General features: G+C 67.6%; 22 protein-coding genes. 7 read left to right on the forward strand and 15 right to left on the reverse strand.

Annotation, left to right across the window (positions count from 1 at the left end; all coding sequences use genetic code 11):
* Positions 1 to 12: 12 nt before the first annotated feature.
* Complete coding sequence (locus tag QXH22_RS06320) at positions 13 to 1,131, forward strand: phosphotransferase family protein (RefSeq protein ID WP_306241862.1); 1,119 nt, start codon at positions 13 to 15, stop codon at positions 1,129 to 1,131.
* Entirely contained in the window at positions 1,131 to 2,246 is a 1,116-nt protein-coding gene (locus tag QXH22_RS06325; RefSeq protein ID WP_306275186.1) for a hypothetical protein, read from the forward strand. The genes QXH22_RS06320 and QXH22_RS06325 overlap by 1 nt, the downstream gene beginning before the upstream one ends.
* Here QXH22_RS06325 and QXH22_RS06330 read toward each other — a convergent pair.
* Positions 2,229 to 3,215: a TIGR03617 family F420-dependent LLM class oxidoreductase gene (locus QXH22_RS06330; RefSeq protein WP_306275187.1), complete on the reverse strand. Its 987-nt coding sequence runs from the start codon at positions 3,213 to 3,215 to the stop codon at positions 2,229 to 2,231. The genes QXH22_RS06325 and QXH22_RS06330 overlap by 18 nt on opposite strands.
* Positions 3,216 to 3,288: 73 nt before the next feature.
* Between QXH22_RS06330 and QXH22_RS06335 the strand changes: the two genes are divergently transcribed.
* The gene (locus QXH22_RS06335) at positions 3,289 to 4,635 is read left to right on the forward strand and encodes a flavin monoamine oxidase family protein (RefSeq protein ID WP_306275188.1); all 1,347 of its coding nucleotides are present in this window, start codon (positions 3,289 to 3,291) and stop codon (positions 4,633 to 4,635) included.
* On the opposite strand, the gene QXH22_RS06340 is transcribed toward QXH22_RS06335, so the two are convergent.
* A complete protein-coding gene (locus tag QXH22_RS06340) occupies positions 4,630 to 5,604 on the reverse strand; it encodes an alpha/beta fold hydrolase (protein ID WP_306275189.1) in 975 nt (324 codons plus the stop codon). The genes QXH22_RS06335 and QXH22_RS06340 overlap by 6 nt on opposite strands.
* Before the next feature lie 115 nt (positions 5,605 to 5,719).
* Here QXH22_RS06340 and QXH22_RS06345 point away from each other — a divergent pair, with 115 nt between their 5' ends.
* Complete coding sequence (locus QXH22_RS06345; protein ID WP_306275190.1) at positions 5,720 to 7,096, forward strand: NAD(P)/FAD-dependent oxidoreductase; 1,377 nt, start codon at positions 5,720 to 5,722, stop codon at positions 7,094 to 7,096.
* 13 nt (positions 7,097 to 7,109) lie between these two features.
* On the opposite strand, the gene QXH22_RS06350 is transcribed toward QXH22_RS06345, so the two are convergent.
* The 3 genes from QXH22_RS06350 to QXH22_RS06360 are packed head-to-tail and all read right to left on the reverse strand — an operon-like array spanning position 7,110 to position 8,932.
* A complete protein-coding gene (locus tag QXH22_RS06350) occupies positions 7,110 to 7,493 on the reverse strand; it encodes a nuclear transport factor 2 family protein (protein ID WP_306241868.1) in 384 nt (127 codons plus the stop codon).
* Positions 7,493 to 8,224 (reverse strand): DUF2652 domain-containing protein, encoded by a 732-nt coding sequence (locus QXH22_RS06355; RefSeq protein WP_306241869.1) that lies wholly within the window; start codon positions 8,222 to 8,224, stop codon positions 7,493 to 7,495. The genes QXH22_RS06350 and QXH22_RS06355 overlap by 1 nt, the downstream gene beginning before the upstream one ends.
* Positions 8,225 to 8,248: 24 nt before the next feature.
* Positions 8,249 to 8,932 carry a TrkA family potassium uptake protein gene (locus QXH22_RS06360; protein WP_306275983.1) on the reverse strand — a complete coding sequence of 228 codons (684 nt, stop codon included), beginning with the start codon at positions 8,930 to 8,932 and terminating at the stop codon, positions 8,249 to 8,251.
* A gap of 157 nt (positions 8,933 to 9,089) precedes the next feature.
* On the opposite strand from QXH22_RS06360, the gene QXH22_RS06365 reads away from it, so the two are divergent.
* A complete protein-coding gene (locus QXH22_RS06365; RefSeq protein WP_306241870.1) occupies positions 9,090 to 10,586 on the forward strand; it encodes a potassium/proton antiporter in 1,497 nt (498 codons plus the stop codon).
* Here QXH22_RS06365 and QXH22_RS06370 read toward each other — a convergent pair.
* The 4 genes from QXH22_RS06370 to QXH22_RS06385 are packed head-to-tail and all read right to left on the reverse strand — an operon-like array spanning position 10,583 to position 14,194.
* Positions 10,583 to 11,293 (reverse strand): acetoacetate decarboxylase family protein, encoded by a 711-nt coding sequence (locus tag QXH22_RS06370; RefSeq protein ID WP_306275191.1) that lies wholly within the window; start codon positions 11,291 to 11,293, stop codon positions 10,583 to 10,585. The genes QXH22_RS06365 and QXH22_RS06370 overlap by 4 nt on opposite strands.
* Positions 11,294 to 11,295: 2 nt before the next feature.
* A complete protein-coding gene (locus tag QXH22_RS06375; RefSeq protein WP_306275192.1) occupies positions 11,296 to 12,129 on the reverse strand; it encodes an SDR family oxidoreductase in 834 nt (277 codons plus the stop codon).
* A gap of 38 nt (positions 12,130 to 12,167) precedes the next feature.
* On the reverse strand, positions 12,168 to 13,520 hold the full coding sequence (gene hpnE / locus QXH22_RS06380) for a hydroxysqualene dehydroxylase HpnE (RefSeq protein WP_306275193.1): 1,353 nt from the start codon (positions 13,518 to 13,520) through the stop codon (positions 12,168 to 12,170).
* On the reverse strand, positions 13,517 to 14,194 hold the full coding sequence (locus QXH22_RS06385; RefSeq protein ID WP_306275194.1) for a GntR family transcriptional regulator: 678 nt from the start codon (positions 14,192 to 14,194) through the stop codon (positions 13,517 to 13,519). The genes hpnE and QXH22_RS06385 overlap by 4 nt, the downstream gene beginning before the upstream one ends.
* Positions 14,195 to 14,296: 102 nt before the next feature.
* Between QXH22_RS06385 and QXH22_RS06390 the strand changes: the two genes are divergently transcribed.
* On the forward strand, positions 14,297 to 15,277 hold the full coding sequence (locus QXH22_RS06390) for a cupin domain-containing protein (RefSeq protein ID WP_306275195.1): 981 nt from the start codon (positions 14,297 to 14,299) through the stop codon (positions 15,275 to 15,277).
* On the opposite strand, the gene QXH22_RS06395 is transcribed toward QXH22_RS06390, so the two are convergent.
* Genes QXH22_RS06395 through QXH22_RS06420 form a run of 6 tightly spaced genes read right to left on the reverse strand, consistent with a single transcriptional unit; the run spans position 15,231 to position 23,683 of the window.
* Positions 15,231 to 15,554: an STAS domain-containing protein gene (locus tag QXH22_RS06395; RefSeq protein ID WP_306241876.1), complete on the reverse strand. Its 324-nt coding sequence runs from the start codon at positions 15,552 to 15,554 to the stop codon at positions 15,231 to 15,233. The two genes, QXH22_RS06390 and QXH22_RS06395, sit on opposite strands and share 47 nt — an antisense overlap.
* Positions 15,554 to 19,657, reverse strand: a complete 4,104-nt coding sequence (locus QXH22_RS06400) for a SpoIIE family protein phosphatase (RefSeq protein WP_306241877.1) — start codon at positions 19,655 to 19,657, stop codon at positions 15,554 to 15,556. Before QXH22_RS06400 ends, QXH22_RS06395 begins: the two co-directional genes overlap by 1 nt.
* 50 nt (positions 19,658 to 19,707) lie before the next feature.
* A complete protein-coding gene (locus QXH22_RS06405) occupies positions 19,708 to 21,159 on the reverse strand; it encodes an MFS transporter (RefSeq protein WP_306241878.1) in 1,452 nt (483 codons plus the stop codon).
* A 36-nt stretch (positions 21,160 to 21,195) separates the two neighbouring features.
* The gene (locus tag QXH22_RS06410) at positions 21,196 to 21,600 is read right to left on the reverse strand and encodes a hypothetical protein (RefSeq protein WP_306241879.1); all 405 of its coding nucleotides are present in this window, start codon (positions 21,598 to 21,600) and stop codon (positions 21,196 to 21,198) included.
* Between the two features lie 11 nt (positions 21,601 to 21,611).
* Complete coding sequence (locus QXH22_RS06415; RefSeq protein WP_306244371.1) at positions 21,612 to 22,253, reverse strand: DUF1345 domain-containing protein; 642 nt, start codon at positions 22,251 to 22,253, stop codon at positions 21,612 to 21,614.
* A 5-nt stretch (positions 22,254 to 22,258) separates the two neighbouring features.
* A complete protein-coding gene (locus tag QXH22_RS06420; RefSeq protein WP_306275196.1) occupies positions 22,259 to 23,683 on the reverse strand; it encodes a wax ester/triacylglycerol synthase family O-acyltransferase in 1,425 nt (474 codons plus the stop codon).
* 92 nt (positions 23,684 to 23,775) lie between these two features.
* Here QXH22_RS06420 and QXH22_RS06425 point away from each other — a divergent pair, with 92 nt between their 5' ends.
* The gene (locus tag QXH22_RS06425; protein WP_306241881.1) at positions 23,776 to 24,393 is read left to right on the forward strand and encodes a TetR/AcrR family transcriptional regulator; all 618 of its coding nucleotides are present in this window, start codon (positions 23,776 to 23,778) and stop codon (positions 24,391 to 24,393) included.
* Positions 24,394 to 24,427 lie beyond the last annotated feature (34 nt).

Raw genomic sequence — 24,427 nt, forward strand, 5'->3', positions numbered from 1 at the left:
GGAAGCACACCCGTGGCCAATGAACCGGCTCTCGAAGATGTGGGCCGCATGCAACGCTCGAGCCGCGACACCGGCACTGTCCCGGCCCTGATGTCGGAGTGGCTGGCGACGAAGCTGCCGGTAAAGCCCGAGGTCACCGTGGAAAGCGGAGTGGACTCGACGGGCATGTCATCGGAAACCATCATCCTGACCGCGCGATGGGAAGGCAACGAACAGAAGCTGGTCGCCCGGGTCGCACCCACCGCACAAGACGTTCCGGTCTTCCCGACCTACCGGCTGGATCACCAGTTCGAGGTGATCCGGCAGGTCGGCGAACTGACCGACGTACCGGTACCCCGGGTGCGCTGGATCGAGAACACCGGCGACGTCTTGGGAGCGCCGTTCTTCCTGATGGACTACGTCGAGGGCGTGGTGCCGCCGGACGTGATGCCGTATACCTTCGGCGGCAACTGGTTCGCCGACGCACCTGCCGAGCAGCAGCGCAAGCTCCAGGACGCCTCGGTCAAGGTGCTGGCCACCCTGCACTCGATCCCTCACGCCGAGAACACGTTTGGCTTCCTCACCCAGGACTTGACCGGTGACACCGCGCTGCGCCGGCACTTCGGCTGGGTCAAGTCGTGGTATGACTTCGCCGTCCCTGACATCGGCAGATCACCCCTGGTGGAGCGCACCTTCCAATGGCTGCAAGACAATTGGCCGGCCGAGGCCGACGCGCGCGAGCCGGTACTGAATTGGGGCGACGCCCGGGTGGGCAACGTGCTGTACCAGGATTTCGAACCGGTGGCGGTGCTGGACTGGGAGATGGTGACCGTCGGCCCGCGTGAACTCGATGTCGCCTGGATGATATTCGCGCACAAGGTCTTTCAGGAGCTTGCCGGCCTGGCAACGCTGCCCGGCCTACCAGAGGTGATGCGTGAGGAAGACGTGCGCGCCACCTACCAGCAGCTGACCGGCATCGAACTCAGCGACCTCAATTGGTTCTACGTCTATTCCGGCGTCATGTGGGCGTGCGTGTTCATGCGGACCGGCGCGCGGCGGGTGCATTTCGGCGAGGTCGAGAAGCCCGACGATGTCGAGACGCTGTTCTACCACGCCGGGTTGATGAAACGTCTTATCGGAGAGGAGCACTAATGCTTGGCCCGCTCGACGAGTACCCGGTACACCAGATTCCGCAGCCGATCGCCTGGCCCGGCTCGTCCGACCGGAACTTCTACGACCGCTCGTATTTCAACGCACATGACCGGACCGGAGACATCTTCGTCATCACCGGCATCGGCTACTACCCCAACCTCGGCGTGAAGGACGCATTCCTGCTCGTCCGTCGCGGGGATACGCAGACCGCGGTGCATCTTTCGGACGCCGTCGACCAAGACCGGTTGAACCAGCACGTCAACGGCTACCGCGTCGAGGTCATCGAGCCACTGCGCAAACTGCGCATCGTGCTCGACGAAACCGAGGGCATCGCAGCCGATCTCACCTGGGAGGGCCTGTTCGACGTGGTCCAGGAGCAGCCGCACATCCTGCGGTCGGGCAACCGGGTCACCCTCAACGCTCAGCGGTTCGCGCAACTGGGCAGCTGGAGCGGACAGCTCAGCGTCGACGGCGAAGACATCAACGTCGACCCGGCGGTCTGGATCGGCAGCCGCGACCGGTCCTGGGGCATCCGGCCGATCGGAGAGCCGGAACCGGCCGGCCGCCCGGCAGACCCGCCCTTCGAAGGCATGTGGTGGCTCTACGTGCCGATCGCCTTCGACGACTTCGCCATCGTGCTGATCATTCAGGAGGAGCCCAACGGGTTCCGCTCACTCAATGACTGCACCCGGGTGTGGCGGGACGGCCGGGTCGAGCAACTGGGCTGGCCGCGCGTCAAGATCCATTACCGCTCCGGCACCCGGATCCCTACCGGCGCAACCATCGACGCGACCAGTCCCGACGGCACGCCGGTCCACTTCGACGTGGAGTCCAAGCTGCCGGTGCCGATCCACGTCGGCGGCGGCTACGGCGGCGACTCGGACTGGACACATGGCCTGTGGAAGGGTGAGAAGTTCGCCGAGCGGCTGACCTACGACATGACCGACCCCGGGATCATCGCCCGCTCGGGCTTCGGCGTGATCGACCACGTCGGGCGCGCGGTGTGCCGGGACGGCGACGGCGACCCGGTCGAGGGCTGGGGCCTCTACGAGCACGGCGCACTGGGCCGGCACGACCCGTCCGGGTTCGCCGACTGGCTAACCGTCGCTCCCTAACTGGTCGATGATCTCGGCCAGCGTGGACAGGCCGATGGGCGCCGCCTGATACAGGAACACCGTGTCCGCGACGCCGTCGAGGCGGTCGCGGATGTGCGCGGCGATCTGCGCCGGTGTACCGCACGCGGCGATGGTGTGCATCATCTCGTCGGTGATCAGCGAGCTCATCTCCTGCCAGCGGCCTTGTTTGGACATCGCGTTGAGCTCGGGCTGCAGGTCCTCCCAGCCGTGGGCGGCCAGCACCGGCCGATATGCCGGCGTCGAACCGTAGAACGACAGCAGCCGCCGGGTCCCCGCGACCGCCTCGTCAGAATCGCCCGAGACGATGACTTCCGGGATGATCCGGAAATCGCGCCGCCCGCTGGCCTCCAGGCCCGCCCGAACTGCGGGCAGGGTGCTGCCGTGCAGAAAACGTTTCGAGCTGAACGGCATCACCAGCAGTCCGTCGGCGTGCTCGGCGGTGGCCCGCGTCAGCCGGGGTCCCAGCGCTCCCACGTAGATCGGCGGCGGGCCGTACGGGTTCGGGCCGGGATTGAACATCGGCGTCATCAGCGTGTGCCGGTAGTACTCGCCGCGAAAATCCAGGCGCCCGCCGGAATTCCACGCCTCGAAGATCGCCCGCAGCGCCGCGATCAGCTCGGTCATCCGCTCCACGGGATGGTCGAACTGCGCGCCGAAACGTTTCTCGATCTGCGGACGAATCTGCGTCCCCAGTCCCAGATGGAACCGTCCCGCACTGAGCAGCTGGTGGTCGTTGGCCTGGTGCGCCAGATGAATCGGGTTGCGCGGAAACGCAATCGCGACATTGGTCATCAGATCCAGCCCGCCCACCGTGGCGGCCAGGGTCAACGGGGCGAAGACGTCGTGCGGGCCCTCGAAGGTGGCCACGCCGTGGGCTCCGGCGTCCCGCAGTTCGCGCGCCCGGTCGGCCGCGTCGGTCAGACCGTATAAAGCGGTGAATACCTTCAACGCACTCCCACCTCAAGATCCGGCACGGAAGTAACCCTACGGAACCGACCGGCAATGCTGTTCACTGGAGCACGTGCCGAACCCCCCCTGGAATGTCGACGTTGTCGTGGTGGGCGCCGGTCTCGCCGGGCTTGCCGCCGCTCGGGAACTCACCCAGCAAGGCCACGACGTGCTGGTGCTGGAGGGCCGAGACCGCGTCGGCGGCCGCTCGTTCAGCGGCAGCGTAGCCGGGCTGCCCATCGACCGGGGCGGCTCGTTCGTCGGCCCCACCCAGGACGCGGTGCTCAAGCTGATCAGCGAGCTGGGACTGCCCACCGTCCCCACCTACCACGACGGCAAGAACGTCATCCACTGGCGCGGTGCGGCCCGGCCCTACAGCGGCACCATCCCCCGGCTGTCGCTGGTCGGTCTGCTCGACATCGGCCGGCTGCAGTGGCAGTTCGAGCGGCTCTCGCGCACGGTCCCGATAGCCGCGCCCTGGCATGCGAAACGGGCGCGCCAACTCGACGGCGTCTCGCTCGGACAATGGCTGAGCATGGTGCGTGCCACCGACTCTTCCCGCGACCTGATGGCGATCATGACGCGGGTGACGTGGGGCTGCGAACCCGAGGACGTCTCGATGCTGCACGCTGCCCGGTATGTGCGCGCGGCCGGCGGACTCAACCGGTTGCTCGACACCGAGAACGGCGCACAGCAGGACCTGGTGCCGGGCGGCACCCAGCAGATCGCCGACCGGGCGGCGGCCGAACTAGGCGACCGCGTGGTGCTGGAGGCGTGCGTACGACGCATCGAACGGCACGGGTCGGGAGTTACGGTCACTTCCGATCAGGGCCAGGCCGAGGCCGGGTTCGTCATCGTCGCGATTCCGCCCGCCCACCGTGCCGGCATCGAGTTCAATCCCCCACTGCCGCCCGAATACACCGAACTCGCCCGGCATTGGCCACAAGGCCGCCTGACCAAGGCCTACGCCGCCTACGAAACCCCGTTCTGGCGGGCCAAGGGCTTCTCCGGCCAGGCATTGCTGGACAAGGGCCCGGTGTTCATCACCTTTGATGTCAGCCCGCACGCCGACGGCCCGGGCATCCTGCTGGGCTTCGTCGACCCCCGCGCCTTCGACTCGCTGCCCGCCGACCGGCGACGTCAGGAGGCGCTGCGCTGTTTTGCGTCGCTGTATGGCGAGGAAGCGCTCAACCCACTCGACTACACGGATTTCCGTTGGGGGTCAGAGGAATTCGCGCCGGGCGGGCCGACCGCCGCGGTGCCGCCGGGGTCCTGGACCAAGTACGGCAAGGTGCTGCGGCGGCCGGTCGGGCCGATTCACTGGGCCGGCACCGAGACGGCAGACGAATGGACCGGGTACTTCGACGGCGCGGTGCGATCCGGCCAGCGGGCCGCCGCCGAGGTCGCCGCGCTGCTATGAGCTGATCAGCGTCACTCGGGCCTGACGGTCGACGGCCGCTTCGGCCAGGGCACGCAGCTGCCTGTTCACCTCGTCCGGCTGTTCCAGCATGGAGCAGTGCCCGCCGGGCAACTCGACCAGGTCCACCACGTTGGGCGCGGTGCGCGCGAGCCTACGGGCCTGGCTGATCGGAGTAAGCCGGTCGTGTTCGCTGCCGATGACCAGCGTCGGCACCGTGAGCCCCTCCAGGTTGAGGTGCCGGGAGCCGATCTCCTCGATGAGCATCCGCGCGCAGCCACCGCGGCCCATCGGTGAGGTTTGTGCGAACAGTTCGTAGACGAGTTGGACGACAGCCGGGTCGGCGCCGGCACCGCAGGCCATCATCGCCACCAGATACCGGCTCGGAATCCGGACCGCGCCCGGCAGCGGCAGCCCACCGACCGCGCTGATCAGGGTCCGCCCCGCCACCACTCGGGCCGGCGACAGACCGCGCGGCACCGAGAGCAGTCTGATCTTGTCCAGCAGGTCACCGCTGGCCGTGTTGATCAGCGCAACGGCGTCGGCACGGCGGCGGACCTTGTGGCGGTAGCGCTCCGACCACGCCTGGATGGTCATGCCACCCATCGAGTGTCCGGCGATCAGCGCCCGTTCGTGCGGCGCCAGGGTCGCGTCCAGCACGCAGTCGAGATCGGACGCGAGGTGTTTGAGGCTGTACCCGCCGCGGCGCGGTACCGCACTGCGGCCATGGCCGCGGTGGTCGAAGGCGATCACCCGGTAATCGGTGGACAGCTCGGCGATCTGGTGCGACCACGCCCGGATGGCACAGACGAAACCGTGCGTCAGGACGATGGGGTAACCCTCGGGCGGGCCGAACACCTCTGCGTGCAGTGTGGTGCCGTCAGCTGCGCGAACTTTGACGGTGCGGCTCGGCGGCAAGGCGGCCGGCAACTGCCGAACCGGTCTTTCACGGGTAGTCATCCGAGCACTCATCACCGCTCCCGCCTTGGTCACGGCTCCGTTGCCGCCATCCAGTTGCCCGCGACTTTACCTGACCGTAATGTGCGGTCCGTCACAAACCAGAACACGATCAGATAACGGCGAAATCGTGCCAGAGTTATCCCGCCGCGGATTTTTGGCGGCAACGACCCTGCTGGCTGGTGGCTGCACTACCTCCGGGCATCAGGCACAGCGCTCCACCGCACCCACCGCCACCGGGCCGCCGGACACGAAATCGGTCCTGATCGTCGGCGCCGGAATGGCCGGCTTGGGCGCGGCGCGCAGCCTCGCCGACGCGGGCTGGCCGGTGCGGGTGCTCGAGGCCCGGGACCGGATCGGCGGACGGGTACACACCACCCGTGACTGGGGCGTGCCGCTGGAGATGGGCGCGTCCTGGATCCACGGCACCACCAACAATCCGCTGGTGGCGCTGGCGCAGCAGGTGCACGCCTCGGTGGTGCCCACCGACTACGACGACTCGACCAAACTGGTGATCGACCCCCAGCTGCAGCCGATGACGTTCGACCCCAAGACCTGGCGGCGTCTGGTGTCCGACGCGTGCGACGAGGTGACCGGCGGAACACTCGGCGCGGCCATCACCGCTCAGTCCGGCGATCTCACCGACCGTGAGCGCGCCGAACTGGATTTCTACGTCACCACCGAGATCGAGGACGAGTACGCCGCCGACGCCGGCCAGCTTTCGGCCACGACGTACGACCTCGGCAAGTTCACCGACGGGCCCCAGTCGGTGATCACCAGCGGATACGACGCGATACCGCAACTGTTGGCCGACGGGCTCCCGATCGTGCTCAATACCCCCGTCACTTCCGTTGCGCGACAGGATAATTCGGTGACCATCCGGGCCGGCGACCGAACCTTCCAAGGATCCGCCGCGATCGTCACGGTGCCGCTGGGCGTGCTGAAGGCCGCGAGCATCACCTTCGATCCACCGCTGCCCGAAGGGCACGCGCACGCGATCGATGCGCTGGGTTTCGGCGTACTGGCCAAGAGCTACTTCCGTTTTCAGCGACGAAGCTGGGACACCGAGAACGCCTTCTACGAGTACCTGAGCCCCGAAAATGGCCCCGGGAAAGGAATGTGGGCCCAGTGGTTCACGCTGCCCGCGGCCTCCGGCCCGATCGTCTTGGCGTTCAACCCCGGTTCGCGGGGCCGCAGCGTCGAGTCCACTCCCCCGGCCGATCTGGTGAAAGGGGCGCAGCCCGTCGCGCGGCAAGTGTTCGGCGCCGACGTCACCGAGGTGCGGTCCTCGAGTTGGACCACCGACCCTTACGCGCTGGGCTCGTATTCCTTCCACGCACCAGGTTCCGGTCTCGACGACCGGCGCAGGCTGCAGGAACCGGTCGGCGACCGGCTCTACCTGGCCGGCGAGGCCATCGGAGCGGACAACCCGGCGACCGTCCACGGCGCTCTGCTCAGCGGCCGGCACGCGGCCGCCGAACTGATGCGCCGGCTACCCAAACCGTGAAACAAACTGTGTATCAGTAGTTTTCCAGCGCATCCACGCTACGCCAGCTCGGCCAGGTAGTCTCAAAGATCCGGTAGATGCGCCCGTCGCGATAGACGGCGATCAGCACCAACTCTATCCGGGTCGGTTCTTCGCCGGGACGTGACGTGGTGATCCACAACCGGCCCGCCAGCCTGTCCGCCGCCTCCACCCAGGCCTCCTCGTCGTACTCGACCGAGTAGGCGATCGACGTGGCATAGAGCCTGCGGTGGCTGTCGCGAAAGTCGGCGAAGCCCTGCGTCAGCCCGTCGGAGCACATCACGAACTCCGGATGGTAGTAATGCTCGATCAAATCGCCGTTCTTCGCGACGACCATGCGCTCGAACATCTCGCGAAGTAGGTCGACCGACGTCGTCATCAGGCCGGCACCTGCGCCGGGGTGCCACGCCCGAGGTTGCGGAATCCGACGGCGGGTTTCTTCAGGCCCACCAGGAACGGCAGCGTCTTCATCTCCAGGTTGAACCGCGCCGACAGTTTGCCCAGCCCGCCCCGCTGCGGCTCGGCGTCCGGCACCTCGGCGGTCGAGAGATCGACGTAGAACGTCGACGTCTCGCCGATGCCCTCGAAGTTGTGGATCAGCGGCATCGACGCCCGGCGCATCGATTCGTCCAGGCACTCGGCCACCGCGTCGGTCATCAGCAGGTACTCGGGGATCGGCACCGAGTTCTTCAGCATGCGGTGCACCAAAATGACGTCGACGCCCGCCAACTCGACGTAGCGCTTCACCTTCTGCTCGGCGACCTCACCGACGTGCGCCACGAACTTCAGCGACAGAGTGCCCAGTTGCTCGCAGCTGCGACAGTCGCAGAGCGCTTCCTTCTTGAACCGCTCGCGGCGCGCCAGGAACGACTGCCGCATCTTGGGTAGCCTCTCGCAGACAACGCGGGCGTCGCCGTCCGGCACCCAGAAGAAGGCGGCATCGCCCTCCAGCTTGGCCAGCTTCAGACCCTTGCCACCGGCGTCGATCACCGCCTCCAGCAGGGCGCCTACCGCCTGTTGCGCGTGCGCGAGGTGCAACCGGTTCCAGCTCATGTAGTTGGTGTATCCGCCGATATCCGCAATGAGCAGAACGGCGCGCCGAATCGCCATGGTGTCGCAAGTTTAGTACCGCGCTCAGGATCGGGGAATGTACGGGAGCCTGACCCTGTTGATGGCAGCCCACAGGGCACGCTCGCGAGCGTTGCCGGCGACGAACAGCAGCTGGTCACTGGCTTCGAGCACATCTTCGGGCCCGGGGACGATGACGTTCTCGCCGCGCACCACGGTGACCAGCGCGGTGTTGGCCGGCAGCCCCAGCTCGCCCACGGACTGCCCGACCAGTGGATTATCTTGCGGCAGAGTGAGTTTCGTCAGTGCGGTGCGTCCCTCCTGCAGCCCCATCAGACGCACCAGGTGCCCGATGTCGATGGCGCCCTCGATGCCCGCGACCATCGCGCCGGGCGTCGAGACCGCGACGTCGATCCCCCAGGACTGGCCGAACAGCCACTCGTTGCGCACGTCGTTGATCCGGGCCACCACCCGCGGCACGCCGAACTCGGACTTGGCCAGCAGACCCACCACCAGGTTCGCCTTGTCGTCTCCGGTGGCGGCGATCAGCACATCGCAGGTCTGCACTCCCGCCTCCTGCAGCGCGGACATTTCGCAGGCGTCGGCGTTGAGCCAGTCCGCTTCCGGCACCTTGTGCGGCTCGAAGTTGCGCCGTTGCCGCTCGATCAGCAGGACCTTGTGACCGGCGTCGAGCAACTCCTGGGCGACCGAGCGGCCCACATTGCCGGCGCCGGCGATGCCGATCCGCAATTTCCGCTTGGTCACGTGACCATCTTTGCGTATGGACAGAGACCCGGCACTTCCCGCTGTGCAACGCGCGGCGGCCCGGCGCGGGCTGATTTACTGACAGCACGCCGAAATCGGCGGCCTCGTCCACACCAGATCGCCTCGTCTGAACTGGAACCACATGACCCTGGAACAGCTGTACCTGACTGTGTCGATCGGCGGCCTCGTGCTGCTGGCGAGCATCGTCGGTACCCGCGTGGCCACCGTCGTCGGGTTCCCCAGCCTGCTGTTGTTCCTGCTGGTCGGCGTCGCGATCGGCGAGGACGGCCTGGGATTGCAGTTCGACGACGTCATCCTGTCCCGCAACGTGGGGATCGCCGCGCTGGCCGTCATCCTGGTGGAAGGCGGCCTCACCACCCGCTTCAGCGACATCCGCAAGGTACTGGCGCCCGCGGCCGCCCTGGGCACCCTGGGCGTGGTCATCAGCACCGTGGTCACCGCGGTGGGCGCGCACCTGTTGCTGCACTTCGACTGGCAGCTCGCGCTGTTGCTGGGCGCCATCGTGTCCTCGACCGACGCGGCGGCGGTGTTCTCGGTGCTACGGGTGCTGCCGCTGCCGCGGCGGCTGGCCGGACTGCTGGAGGCGGAGTCCGGATTCAACGACGCACCAGGGGTGATCCTGGTTCTGATGTTCTCGGTGGTGCCCTTCGTGTTGAAGCCCGAAGGCGCGATCACCGACCTGCTCTACGAACTGCTCGGCGGCTCCGTGATCGGTTTGCTGGTGGGCTACCTCGGCTCGTTCGGTTTGCGGCGCATCGCGTTGCCGGCCTCCGGGCTGTACCCGATCGCCACGTTCGGTCTGGGGCTGGTGGCGTTCGCCGCCGCGGGAGACGCCCATGCCAGTGGCTTCATCGCCGCGTATCTCGCCGCCGTGGTGCTGGCGAACTCCGGCCTGCCGCACCGCTCGGCAACCCGTTCCTTCGCCGAAGGGGTCGGCTGGCTGGCCCAGATCGGTCTGTTCGTCCTGCTCGGACTGCTGGTGGACCCGAGCGAACTGGCGGTCGACGTGATCCCCGCGATCGTGATCGGGCTGGTGCTGCTGCTGGTGGCGCGGCCGCTGTCGGTGGTGGGCACCCTGATCTGGTTCCGGACGCCGTGGCGCGACCAGGCTTTTCTATCCTGGGCGGGCCTGCGCGGCGCGGTGCCCATCGTGCTGGCGACCTTTCCGATTGTGGAGGGCGTTCCGGACAGCTCCCGGTTGCTCAACATCGTGTTCGTGCTGGTCGTCGTCTTCACCCTGATTCAGGGCCCCAGTCTGCGGCCGATCGCGCGCCTGCTGGGCCTGATCTCCCGTGAAGCGACTCGCGAGATCCAGGTGGAAGCCGCTCCGCTGGACATGCTGGACGCCGAACTGCTGACCATGCGGGTGCAGCGTCCGTCGAGGCTGCACAACGTGACCATTCTGGAACTGCGCCTGCCCGACCCGGCCGTCATCACGCTGATCATCCGCGACGGCCACACCTTCGTCCCGGAACCCGATACCCGCATCGAGAGCGGCGACGAGCTCCTGATCATCACCACCAGCAAGACCCGCGCGGCGGCCGAGGCCCGGCTGCGCGCGGTCAGCCGCCGCGGCAAGCTCGCGCACTGGTTCGACGAGTACGGCGAGCTGGATTAGTCCGCAAACCTCGGTTCGCCCAGGGTGAAGGTCGCCTCTTCGACGTACGCGCCCAGGTGCAGTCCGGGGCGCAGCCATGTCGGCAGCGGGCCCGACGAGGACACACCGACGGTCACCAGTGCCGGGCGGATCCGGCCGTTGAAGGTGAGCAGCGAGTCCCCGACGCGACCGTCCGCGAACTGCTGGCGCGCGCTGCCCTTGACTTTCAGCGGCAGCGCCGGGCCCTTGACCCGCGGCGTCGCGCTGACCGTCCACGACGGCTCGGAGGTGCTGCTGCCGGTGATCAGATTCCCGTCCGCCAGCTCTCCGTCGAAGCGGGCCAGAGTTTTGGGCATCGCCCAGTTGGTGCGGCCGCCGACCAGACTGGACTCCGAATCCACCGACATGAAGGCGACGTTGCCCCAGGGTCGCAGCCCGCTGCGAGAACCGACGATGCCGAGGACCTCGTCGTAGGCCCCCACCGGGGTGTCGGTGTAACGGACAAAGGCGCCCAGGGTCACCAGGGCGGGGTTGCCGGACAAGGCCGGCGGCAGGGCTGCGGCCGCGGCGCGACCGCCGCGACCCAGCCACAGCAGGGCGGAGCAGCGGCACTCCCACGGAGCGGGCGCTTCGTTGCGCGGCAGCGTCGCGACCAGCGCATGGCTGAGCGCGCTTTCCGGCACGCCCCGCACGCCGGTCAGCTCGATGCGAGTGTCGTTGTCCCCCATAGTTACTCCTGATTCTCGATACGCGCCTGGTAAGCGGCCCGCTGCTCGCGGTCCAGCTCTGCGGTGACCTTGTTACCACCCGACAACCGGAACACCGCATCGACCAGGGCAGCCGGCAATGGGGCGGTCCCGCGAGAGACCAGACCCACCGCCTTGGGCACGAACACGGTGCGGGAGGCGCCGTTGGCCAGTTCGGCGACCACTGCTGTGGCCACGTCCTCCGGATTGACCACCAGGAAGCGCTCCAGCGGCCCCGGTGCCGACATTCCGGCGATCAGTTCGGTACGGACGAAGCCGGGACAGATCGCCGAGATGTGGACGCCGCTGCCCCGCCACTCCTGACGCAACGCCTCACTGAAGCCGACGACGGCGTACTTGGACGCGCAATAGGTGGCGGCGTTCGGAGAAGCCAGGGTTCCCATCACCGAGGCGATGTTGACGATGTGCCCCGATCCCTGCGCCGCGAAGCGGGCGCCGGCCAACCGGGCGCCGGTCAGCACGCCCAGCACGTCGATCTCGATGGTGCGCCGGGTGACGCCGGGGCTCTCCTGCAGGAACGGCCCGATGGGCATGATGCCGGCGTTGTTGACGAGCACGTCGAGCCCACCAAGATCCGAGGTCGCCTGGTCCAGGAAGGCCTCGAAGCCCGCCGCGTCGGTCACATCGAGGTGATGGCCCGTTGCCCCGATCTCGGCGGCGGTCTGCCGGACGGCGGCGTCCTGTACATCGCCGAGGGCCACGGATGCGCCCGCAGCGATCAGCGCCTCACCGATCGCCCGCCCGATGCCTTGCGCCCCACCGGTGACGGCAACCCGACGACCTCGCAGCTTCGCCATGCGGCCCAGAATCTCATACCGTGCGCCGCCGGCTGCGCTCAACTCCCCGACCCGAGCGCAGCATGAACGAGATCCACTGCGTACGAAGCGCTTTGCGCCGCCCCCTCCATGGTGGTGGGCCAGTCGTTGTGAGTCCAGTCACCCGCCAGAAACAGGTTGGGCACCGAGGTCCGGTTGCCGGGGCGGATGGTTGACATGCCGACCCGGGACGAGAACGTGGCCTTCGGCCAGGGCACGACGGTGACGTCGAGAACCCGGGCCTGCCGGGCGGCCGGGTAACTGGCGCGCAGCGCGCCGACCAGGCGGTCGGCCACTTCCGGGTTCTTCAGCGTCATCAGGTCATAGGCGGCGCAGGTGGTCAACGCGTAGAGATGGTTACCGTCCGGGCGCGGACCGTGCATCCGGTCGCGGTCGAAGACCCAGCCGATGTCGCTGTCCAGCAACGACTCCCACGGCGCCACGGTCCCCAGTGGCCGATCGAGCAGCACGTAGGCGTTCATGATCGGGATGGGCTCGAGTTGTTTGGCCGCCAACCGGATCTCCTCGGATCCCGGCACCTCGTCCAGCAGCGAGCGCAGATTCCACGACGGCACAGCCAGCACCACCGCGTCGGCGTCGATCACGCTGCCGTCGGCCAACCGAACCCCGGTCGCCCGGCCGTCGTCCACGACCACCGCTGCCGCCCGGGTGCGCAACCGCACCTGTACGCCACGTTCGGCCATCACCTGCCGAGCGCCGTTGAGGTACAACGTCTCCAGGTCGACGGTCGGATAGCCGATGCGCATGGCCGACCGGCCGCCGCGGCGCACCCGGTCGGCGCCCGTACGCAGCAGCGCGGCGAAGGCGTGTGCCGAAGCCAGCCGCGGCAGCTCGTTCAGCAGGCCGATCACCATGGAATTAACCATGATTCGCCGCACCTCGGCCGGAAACCCACAACGGTCGAGCCATTCATCGACGGTGATGTCATCCAGCGCGTCGTCGAACCGCACCACGTCACGCATCAGCCGGGCCCATGCCGGCGCGGCACGCAGCAGAGCGGGCAGTCCCAGACCCCGCACCCTTCCGAGCAGCAAGCGACGCGCGTTGCGCGGGCGCAGGCCGAAAGTCTCGACGTGCCCGCCGGGATACCGCACGCCGAACTCGTCGGGAAACTCCAGAAGATGTTGCGTGCCAATGGATTTCAGATAACGGAAAATGCAGTCGTAGGAACCCGCCAGCACATGCTGGCCGTTCTCGATGGAGTCGCCGTGCCCGGACGTCAGGCCGATGGTGCGCCCGCCCAGCTTGCCGTTGCTTTCCACCAGAGTGACCGCGTAGCCGAGTTCGGCCAGCCACACCGTAGCGGCCAGCCCCGCCAGGCCACCGCCCACCACCACGACGCGCTGCGTCACTGTTCACCTCCGTCCAGGTCAGCTGCCAGGCCCAGGGCCCGCATGGTGCCCGAAAGGTGCGCCCGCACGGCCAGGCGCGCCCCGTCGCCGTCCCCGTCCCGGAACGCCCGGGCGATGCGTTCGTGCTCGTCGATAATGGTGGCCAGGCGCTCGGGATGGCGCGCCGATTCGCCGATCATCCGCATCTGCCGGTCGCGCAGGGTCGAGTAGAAGCCGGCCAGGATGGCGTTACCGGCCGCTTCCAGCGTGGCGTTGTGGAAAGCGCGGTCGGACTCCAGGAACTCGTGCAACTCGGCGCCGGCGGCAGCCTCGCGCTGCCGCTGCACCTGCGCCGAAAGTCGTTCATAGACGGCCGCACACGCAGCGGGACCGCGCCCGATCACCGCCCGTACCGCGAACTCCTCGAGCACCAGCCTGGCCTGCAGGACCGCGCGCACCTCGTCCGGGGAGACCGGCACCACCAGCGCTCCCCGCTTGGGATACAGCCGCAACAGCCCGGCCGCCTCCAGCTGCAGGAATGCCTCGCGCACCGGGGTGCGCGACATCCCCAACGCGGTGGCGACCTCACCCTCGCTGATCAGTTCCCCGCCCGGGAACTCCCCGGTCAGCACCTTGGCCTTGACGTAGTCCAGAGCACGGTCCTTGGCCGCGCCCGGACCGGTGGTGACCTCCAACGTCTCAGCCCTCCCTTGCGGCTCAGTGGTATCCCGACTCTATTCGGCGGGCGCCACGCACACGCGGTTGCAGCATAGATACAAGATAGATACGATATAGACATGAGCACCACAATGGACATCCACGCCGCGACAGTCGAGGACTGGGCTGAGCAGGCCCGCTATTTCGAGTACACCCAGGCCGCCGATCCGATCGGCTCAGGCCATACGCCCCGGGTGCCGATTGCCCAGTTCAGCCCGGAGATCTACCTGGACCGGCCCACCGGCGTGGTGCCGCTGGACCTGTCGGGCGACCTCGGCATCAGCACGGGCGCGGCCACGAGTCCGGCGCTGCTGGCCAACTTCGTGCGCATCCGCGCGGGCGAGCAGATCGACACCTGCCCCAACGCCACCTCGCAGATGTACTTCGTGTTGTCCGGACAGGGCCTCGTCACGGTCGACGGACGCACGACCAGCTGGACCAAGGGCGATTTCCTCACTCTGCCAGCCGGTGCCAGGGCGGCCTTCCGCGCCGGCGAGGACGCGGCGATGTACTGGGTGCACGACGAACCGTTGCTGCGCCACCTCGGCGTCCGGGCGTCCGAACCGCGATTCCGTCCGACCAAGTTCCGCGCCGCGGACGTGGTCGCCGAACTCGAGCACATTGCGGCGCAACCGGGCGCCAACGAGAGGAACCGGGTCAGCGTGCTGCTGGCCAACGCCGAGCAGGAGCAGACCCTGACGCTGACGCATGTGCTGTGGGCGATGTTCGGCGTGCTGCCGCCCGGTCAGGAGCAGCGCCCGCACCGTCACCAGTCCGTCGCGCTCGACCTGATTCTGGATGCCCAACCGGGGTGCTACACGCTCCTGGGCACCCACCTCGACGATCACGGCCGTATCGCCGACCCGATACGGGTGGACTGGCAGGCCGGCGGCGCCTTCACGACGCCCCCCGGCATGTGGCACGCGCACTACAACGAGTCCGGCGCCCCGGCGCACCTGATTCCGGTGCAGGACGCGGGGTTGCAGACCTACCTGCGCAGTCTTGACATGCAGTTCAGCCGTGTGCCTTCGACGCAGCCTCGACGTTCGCGATCTTGCTGAACCCGCTGACCGTGAGCACGCGCACGAGCAACGGGTGGACGATCACGTGCAGCGCGTCCACAGCGTCGGCCTGATCGAACAGGGCGTTGATGCCGGCGCTGTCCACATATCTGACGGCGCTCAGATCGATGGTTATCGGGTCGCGGCTGCCCGCGTTGGCGTCGGACAGAGCGCGCTTGAACACCTCGATGTTGCTCAGGTCGATCTCGCCGGTGGCCGTCAGGCGTGGCGACCCGTCGGAGTCACGGTCGGTGTTCAGGGTGAGCGGTGTCGCCATTACGTGATCCTTGCATGCATGGAGACGGTCGTACCGGCTTCGCTGGATTGGATGCTGCAGTCCTCCATCAGGACTCGCATCAGGGAGATGCCGCGTCCGCGGCTGAATTCGGCGACCTGGGTCGGCGTCTTCCATGCTCCGGTGTCGGTGACGGTGACCTGCAGCCGGTCGACGATCGCTGTCGCGCGCAGCGAGACGGTGCCCACCCGCTGGTCGCGGTGACCGTGCTCGATTGCGTTGGCCACCGCTTCGCCGGCGGCGATCAGCACGTCCTGAATCTGCTCAGGCTCGACACCCGCCCGAGTCAGCCAGCTGCGCAAGGCATCTCGACTGTCGGCGAGATAATTGGCGTCGGCCGCGAACTCCAGCGAGAACGGCGCAGGCTGCCGGTACAGCAACATGGCCACATCGTCGGGATAGCCGCCGCCAGGCTCCAGCTGGGACATCAGCCGGTCGGCCACCTCTTCGAGCTCCTGCGAGCGGCCGTTCTGCACCAGGTCGGCAGCACGTGTCATGCCGTCGTCCAGGGAGTGCCCGCGGCGTTCGACCAGCCCGTCGGTGTAGAGCAACAGCGTCGCGCGCGGCGGCATGGTGATGCGGCTTTCGGGGCGCTGCCAATTCGGGCGCAGCGCCAGGGGAAGCCCGTGTTCCCCACCCAGCAGCACCGTTGTGCCGTCCGCGTACACCATGATCGGGGGCGGGTGCCCCGCGCTGGAGTAGACCAATTCCCCCGTTTCCTGGGTAAGCACCGCACAGAAAGCCGTTGTGCAGCGGGCACCGGGGAGTCGCTCGGCGAAGCGGTCCAGGGCGGTGAGAACAGCGCCGGGGCTGGGCTGCTCGAGCAGCAGCGCGCGGCAGGCGCTGCGCAGTTGGCCCATGACGGTCGCCGCCGCCAAGCCGTGACCGACGCAGTCCCCGACGATCAACGCGACGCGATCCTCGTCGAGATCGACCACGTCGTACCAGTCCCCGCCCACCTGCAACGGATGGCTCGCGGGCAGATACCGCACCGCGAAACCCTGAGGCAGCGACGTCGGCCCCAACATCGCATGCTGCAACGCCACCGCGGTCTCGCGCTGCTCGTCCAGTTGGTAGACGCGCTGCAATCCCTGCCCGAGCCGCCCGGCCAGCACCGCGAGCAGGGTCTGGTCTTCCCGGGTGAAACGCCGGTGCTCGGTCAGTTCGACCCAGATGGCCAGAAGTCCGCGGGGATGCTGCGACGCGATACCGGCCACGCCCGCATCGACGGTGACGGTGCTCAGCAGATCCGTCTCGCGCAGGGACCCGATCTGCTGTTGCAGTTCCGGCGAGAGGTCGGCCCACTCGACCGGCTCTCCGGCGCAGACGACTCGCGGTGCGCGTTCGGTGGGGCCGTTGGCGAAGGTGACCGCCAGCACCCGGCGGGCCTGCCACACCCGGCGCAGCACCTCGGCGGCGCCCTGCAGGGCGTCGGTCAGCGTATCTGCTTGCACCAGTTGTTGATTGAGCTCCGCCAACGCACTCTGACTCTGCACGGCATAGTGTTCGGCCGTAATGTCGCGGAAGGTGCCGACCATGACACGGCGCCCGGAGTCGGGGTCATGAGCGTGGTTGAAGTTGACCGCGATCCACAGCCGGTGCCCGTCGCGGTGGGTGACCGGAATTGTCAGACTGCCCTCGGATTCGTCGAGCGACTTCGCGAACTCGTCCTCGACCAGCTGGCGGGCCGTGATATCGAGCTCGGGGTCCGGCCACCAGGCGTGCGGAGGATCGTACGGAAGTCCTTCGGGGCCGTAGCCGAGGATTTCGCCGAAGGCCGCGTTGATCTCGATGACGCTGCCGTGTTCGTCGATGACGAAGAAGGCTTCCTGCAGCGAGTCCACCAGCGCGGTGCGCCAGCGTGCGTGGTAGTTGCGCATCCGCGCCAATTCGACGTTGGCGCGCACCCGGGCGAGCAGTTCGGCGGCGGCGAACGGCTTGACCAGATAGTCGTCCGCGCCGGCCAACAGGCCTTCGATGGACGCTTCCTGACCGGCCCGCGCCGACAGCAGCAACACCGGCAACGCTGCCGTGCGCTGGTCGGCCCGCAGCGCGGCCAGCAGCTGCAGGCCGTCCATCTTGGGCATCATCACGTCGCTGATCACCAGATCCGGGAGCTGGACGCGGATCGCCTCCAAAGCCTGCTCACCATCCGCCGCACCGCTCACCTGGTACCCGGACGCACCCAGCAGATTGCCCAGATACTCCCGCATGTCGACGTTGTCGTCGGCGACGAGCACCCGGGGCTGCGCGGCGCCGCCCTTTGCGGGCAGCGCCGCCGAAACCGGTGTGGACACCGATTCGCCGGGCAGCCAGCGCAACGCCTCCTGCACATACGGCTCCGAGATCGCGCCGATACTGGTCCGGGGGGCGCTCGGGTCGACCAGTTCGTCCGCGGGCAGATGTGCCGTACCGAAGGGCAACCGGATCGTGAAGGTGGTGCCCTCGCCCTCCCGGCTGTCGGCGGTGATGGTGCCACCGTGCAGCCCGACCAGTTCTTTCACCAGAGCCAACCCGATGCCGCTGCCCTCGGTGGATCGCGCACGGGAGGTCTCGATGCGGTGGAAACGTTCGAACAGCCGCGGCATCTCGGCAGCCGACACACCGACCCCCGTGTCGGCGAAGCTGATCACCGCCTGCCCGCCCTCCTGGGTGACCCGCACCGAGATGCCACCGTCGAAGGTGAACTTCAATGCGTTGGAGAGCAGGTTGAGCACCACCTTCTCCCACATCTCGCGGTCGACATACACCGGCTCGTCCAGCGGCGGGCACTCCACCGTGAGCGCCAGGCCGACCTGGTTGATTGCCGAACGGAACACGCTGGCCAGTTCGGCCGTGAGGGACGCCAGGTCCACCGGCTCGAACTGGGCACGCATCCGCCCCGCCTCGATGCGGGAGAAGTCAAGGAGGGTGTTGACCAGCTTCGCGAGACGTAATCCGTTGCGGTGCACCAGCTCCAGTTCCTGACGAGCGGTCTCGTCGAGACTGTCGTCGCGGCTGCGCAACTCGTCGACCGGCCCCAGGATCAAGGTGAGCGGGGTGCGGAACTCGTGGCTGATGTTGGAGAAGAAGGTGGTCTTGGCGCGGTCCAGTTCGGCGAGTTCCTCGGCGCGCTGCTGCTGGGTCTGGTAGCTGCGGGCGCTGCTCACCCCGGTCGCGAGGTAGCCGGCGACCAACTCGACGAAACCACGGTAGCCGTCGTCGAGCTCGCGATACCGGTTGAGTCCCGCGACCAGAAACCCGAGCGGCGGGGCGCCCTGTTGCAGCAGCGGCACCATGAAGGCCTGTTTCGGCGGCTCGGGCCAGGCGCCGGTGGGCAGGTTCGCCGCCACGCCGTCGAGTTCGATCACCTCACATTCGCCCTGCGCCGCCTTGTCGGCCGGCCACAACGAGTCGCCGTCGCCGGTCAACGTCTCCGGTGCCGCCGGATGCCCGAACGCGATGCCGCTGACACCGGCCAGCTGTGCGTCGCCCCGCTCGCCGAACAGGTAGGTCAGGCTGAAGGGGAGGTCATAGGGGTTCTTGTTGAGCTGGCCTGAGGCGAAGTCGAGCATCTGGCGCTCGGTGCGGATGACGCTGGGGTCCGAGCCCAGATCGCGCAGTGTCGCGATGCGCCGTTGGGCAATGACCCGCTCGGTGTCCTCGCTGACCACACAGAGCAGTCCGACGACGCGGGCGTCGTCATCGCGCAACGGGCTGTAAGAGAACGTGTGGTAGGACTCCTCCGGATAACCGGACCGGCCCAGGATGAGCATCAGCGCCTCGTCCCAGGTCGCTTCACCCTCGCTGAGGACGCGCTCCACCCGCTGGGCGATATCCGGCCAGATCTCCGCCCAGACTTCGCTGGCGGGCCGGCCCAGCGCCCACGGATACTTGCGGCCCAAGGTGTCGCGGCGGTAGGCCGCGTTGCAGAAGAAGGTCAGCTCCGGGCCCCAGCCCATCCACATGGAGAACTGGGACGACAGCAGGATGTCCACGGCGGTGCGCAGGCTCTGCGGCCAATTATCAACTGGCCCAAGCGGAGTCGACGCCCAGTCGACGGCCGCCAGATCGCGGCCTATCTCCTGGTCTGCGCGAAAGACCACTGACGTCCCTTTCCCGTCCTCGGAACCCGTACCCGACACTCAGTATGACTTCACCTGGCCGCCAGCGGTGTGGCGATGTCCTCCAACGATTTGCCTTCGGCGTCGACGGCGAGGAACCAGGCGACCAGGCCGCCGATGATCATCACCGCCGCGCCCAACAGATAGCCCAGGAACAGCAGCAGCGGCCTGGAGCCGTCACCGATCAGTGCGCCGTAAATGACCGGCCCGAGGGCGCCGAAACACTGCGCGATGGCGAAGAACACCGCGATTGCCTTGGCACGAACCTCGAGCGGGAAGATCTCGCTGACGGTCAGATAGGCGGCGCTGGCACCGGCCGACGCGATGTAGAAGATGACGCACCAGGCGACGGTCTGGGTGATCGCGTTCAGCACGCCGGCCTGGAACAGGGCCGCGCTGACGGCCAGCAGCAGCCCCGAGAGCAGGTAGGTTCCCGCGATCATCCTGCGCCGGCCGATGGTGTCGAAGAAGTGCCCGATTGTCAGCGGCCCCAACAGATTCCCCACTGCGAACGCGATGAGGTACAGCGGCGTCGACGCAGACGGCACGCCATAGAACTTGCCCAGCACCAGGGTGTAGGTGAAGAAGATCGCGTTGTACAGAAACGACTGGCTGATCATCAGCACGGCACCCAGCGCGGCCCGGCTCGGGTAGTCGCGAAACAGCACGCGCGTCAGCGCGAGGTAGCCGATTTCCTGGGCGGGCCGCAATTCGATGGCCGTCGATTCGTCGACCGGCGGCAGCGCGGCCCCGGTGGCCCGCACCTCCTCCTCGATGTGGGAGATGGTCCGCTCGGCGTCCTCGGTGCGACCGTTCATCACCTGCCAGCGCGGGCTTTCCGGCAGGTTGCGCCGCACCAGCAGAATCACCAGAGCCAGCACCGGGCCGAGCAGGAAGGCCAGGCGCCAGCCCAGGCTCAGATCGATCGCGCGCAGGAAAATGAAGGTGCCCAGCGTGCCCAGGACCGCCCCGGCCCAGTAGGTGCCGTTGACCGCGATGTCCACCCGGCCACGGAACCGGGCCGGGATCAGCTCGTCGATCGCCGAGTTGATTGCGGCGTATTCGCCGCCGATGCCCATCCCGGAGATGAATCGCGTGAGATAGAGGAACGCGATCCAGGCCGCACTGTTCCCGAGCGTGGCGGCGGTGAGCGCACTGCCGAGCAGGTACACGCCCAGCGTGACCATGAACAGGTTGCGCCGGCCCAGCTTGTCGGACAGGCGCCCGAAGAACAGCGCACCGGCCACCTCGCCCGCCAGGTAGACGGTGGCGACGAACCCGACGGCGGCCGACGACAGATGCAGTGTCTGCGGTTCGGTCAGCGTTTCGGCGACCGCACTGGCGACCGTGATTTCCAGGCCGTCCAGGATCCAGGCCACGCCGAGTGCTACCACCATGCGCGTGTGGAAGGGCGACCAGGGCAGCCGATCGATCCGTGCGGGAATCAGGCTGCGGATCGCTCCACGTTCGTCGCTATTCGGCACACGTCCTCGTTCCCGTCTGGGGGATTCCAGAAACATTCATCCCGCAAGCTGATCGGCCGTCGGCGGCTGAGCGAACACGCGTTCTCCGGTGATCAGGTCGGACTCGTCGAAGCCGAACACCGCCCACAGCCGGAGCTCGAACGGCTCCGTCGCCGTAGTCGGAGTACCGCGCAACCAGAACTCGATCTGCACCTGCCCGTCGTCGAGGTGGGTCAGCTCGATCAGCTCGTTGGTCTGGTCGGGCACCAGCGTCCGGCCGTCGATCCAGTACCGCATCACCTCGTCGGCTCCGTCGAACACGGTGCCGTCGGGCAGTTCGTAACGGGGATGGCTGAATGTCGCCATCGTCCGGTCCCATTCCTGCACGTTCTCGCTCTGCATGTGCTCGATGACGCGAGCCGTGCGAGCCTCCTGATGCGCGCGCCGGTCGGGATCGGCCATGAACGCTCCTTTCATGAATTACTCAGCCCAACAACCAGATTGATGGTGACGGCCAGGATAACCGCCCCGAAGAGGTAGGACAGCAGGGCCTGGCACAGCGCGATCCGCCGCAGTTGGCCGGTCTTCAGCGTGGTGTCGGATACCTGGTAGGTCATTCCGATGGTGAATCCGACGTAGAAGAAGTCGAGAAAACGCGGGTTGTCCGTGCCGTTGAAGTCGATGCCGCCGGACGAGTCCGAGTAGTACACATCGGCATAGCGGATGCTGAACACGGTATGGACGACGCACCACGCTACGGCGATGCTGACCACTCCGATGGCTGCGGCGATGTCCTTCTCGGCCCCGGTCTTCGAACTGGCGGTCAGTAGATGCGCCACCCCGGCCAGACTCGCCACGCTCGCCGACAGGATCACCACGTCGATGAGCCAGCCGGTCGGCGGGTCCTCCGGCACCACGTGCTCACGCGTCCGCTCGGCGTCCATCGGCAGCACGACGATCCACGTCCACACCAGATAAACCAGCGCCGCCGTGGTCCAGCCGACGCTCGGCGCGTACTTCCAGCCCGTCGTGCCGGCGATCAGCGACACGGCGGCCACGCCGACGAGCCCCGCCACCATCAACCGGGTAACGACGTGTCTGCGCCAGCCTCGCATCGCGGTCAAATCAGCGCCGCGGCCGGCGGCAGGGTGGCAGCGACCGGCGTGAGGTCGCCGGAAAGTCCTGCGGCAGTGCGCAATTCGCGGAAGGAGTCGATCAGCGCGTCGGTGGCCTCGTGCGGATCGTCGAGCGTGCGGTCGTCGGTCAGCACCGAGACGGCCAGTTGGTCGACGTAGCTCCAGACCGTGATATTCATGCCGCTGCCGGCGACGATCGGCCCCACCGAATAGATTTCGTTGAGCGTCGCCCCCTCGATGCAGCCGCGTTCGCGCGGCCCGGGCACGTTGGACACGACCAGGTTCATGACGGCGCCCGACTCCATACGCCGGGCCTGGGTGCGAAAAATCCCCGGCGACAACGCCGTCGGCAGATAGGACATCCACGCGGGCAGCACGGTCGGACCGAGCAGCTGGTGATTCTCCTTCGCGATCCTGGTGGCCATCGCCGTGAGCGTCACCCGTTGCATCGGGTCATCGACGTGCACCGGCAGCGACGGTGTCATGTATGTGAATTCATTGCCGGCCAAGCGGTCTGGCGACGGGTTGTAACTCACCGGTACCCCGGCGATCAACGGGACGTCGGCGTGGCCGTCATAGCGCAGCAGCAATCGGCGCAGCGCGCCCGCGACGGTCGTCAGCACGACGTCGTTGAGCGTGACCCCGAGGTGCTTGCTCGTCTCCTTGACGTCGGCCAGCGCGAGCGGCGCGGTCGCGAACCGGCGCCCCGGGCCGACCCGGTGGTTGATGAAGCACGGCGGCGGGGCGAAATTGCGCGCCAGGTCGGGGTTGGCGCCCCGTTCCTTCGATCTGCGCCGCACCCGTGCGACGCCCGAGGCCGTCTCGTTGACCAGACGCGGCAGTTTCCGGATCAACCCGGCGTGGTCGCGGACGGCCTCCTTGAGCAGGTGCGAGCGCGTCGGCAGTTCGGGCGGCACCCGCCGCGGCTCGGGCTGATGCGGCGACAGCGCCTGAGCCATCTGGTTTGCCGAGGCCATGCCGTCGGCCAACACGTGATGGACCTTGTGAATGATGGCGATCCGGTTGTCGGCGAGCCCCTCCGCCACGTACATCTCCCACAGCGGGTGATCACGGCGCAACGGGGTGCTCGCGATCTCGCCGATCAACTCATCGAGTTCGCGGCGCCCACCCGGCGCCGGCACCTGAGCCCGGCGTACGTGGTATTCGAGGTCGATGTCGTCGTTGATCACCCACATGGGGTGGTGCAGCTTCAGCGGGATGTCCAGCAGCTGGTAGCGCAACGGCTCAAGAGCCATAAGCCGTTGGTACCCGACCGAGCGAAACAACTCGAAGTCGAAGTCCTGCTCCATATTCGACACGTCGAGGATGCCGATTTTCAGCGTGTGCATGTGGATCTCGGGTGTCTCGGTGTAGAGCATCAGCGCGTCGACACCGTTGAGTCGCTTCACACGCCTATTCCACCCCGTCGCGGGTTTGGACGCCAGACCCCCATCCCGGGCTTACACTTCGGTCGGTTGTCCGACTAATCAAGGAGCCGTCGATGGCATACGTGCGTGCGGAGCGGCGCCAGGAGGAGATCGTCGCCGCCGCGGTCCGGGTCCTGAGCGACGTCGGAGTTCCGGGGACGACCTTGCGCGCGGTGGCGGCCGAGGCCGGGATTCCGCTCGGCACGCTGCACTATGTGTTTCCGACGAAGGACCAGTTGCTGCGCGCGGTCATCACGGCGGTCATCGACGACGTGGTGGCGACGGTGCAGCCCGGCCTTGCGCCCGACCGCGGCGTCGCGCACGGGCTGCGGCAGGGTATGACGGGGTTCTGGAACGCGCTGGTCGAACGTCAGATCGGACTGCAGATCATGCAGTACGAACTGGCCATGTACTCGGTGCGTAGCGAAGGCGCGGGCGGACTGGCCCAGTTGCAGTACGACCGCTACACCGATCTGGTCAGCACGCTGTGTGAGCAGGCGGCACGGGCGGCCGGCGAACGATGCGCCGTCGACTTCCCGACACTCGGGCGGTTGGCGCTGGCCGTGCTGGACGGCCTGATCGTGCAGTACGTGGCCAGCACCGACGCCGCGCGCGCACGGCACGATCTCGAACGCGCCGTGGACATGCTGGTGATGTTCGCCGACCCCCAGCCGATCCCGGCGGCGCGGTGACCCGTGTTGCGCAGGCGCCACCGACTGTGGCTTA

Origin of the sequence: Mycobacterium sp. TY814, from assembly GCF_030755175.1 — a bacterium.
Taxonomy (GTDB): domain Bacteria; phylum Actinomycetota; class Actinomycetes; order Mycobacteriales; family Mycobacteriaceae; genus Mycobacterium.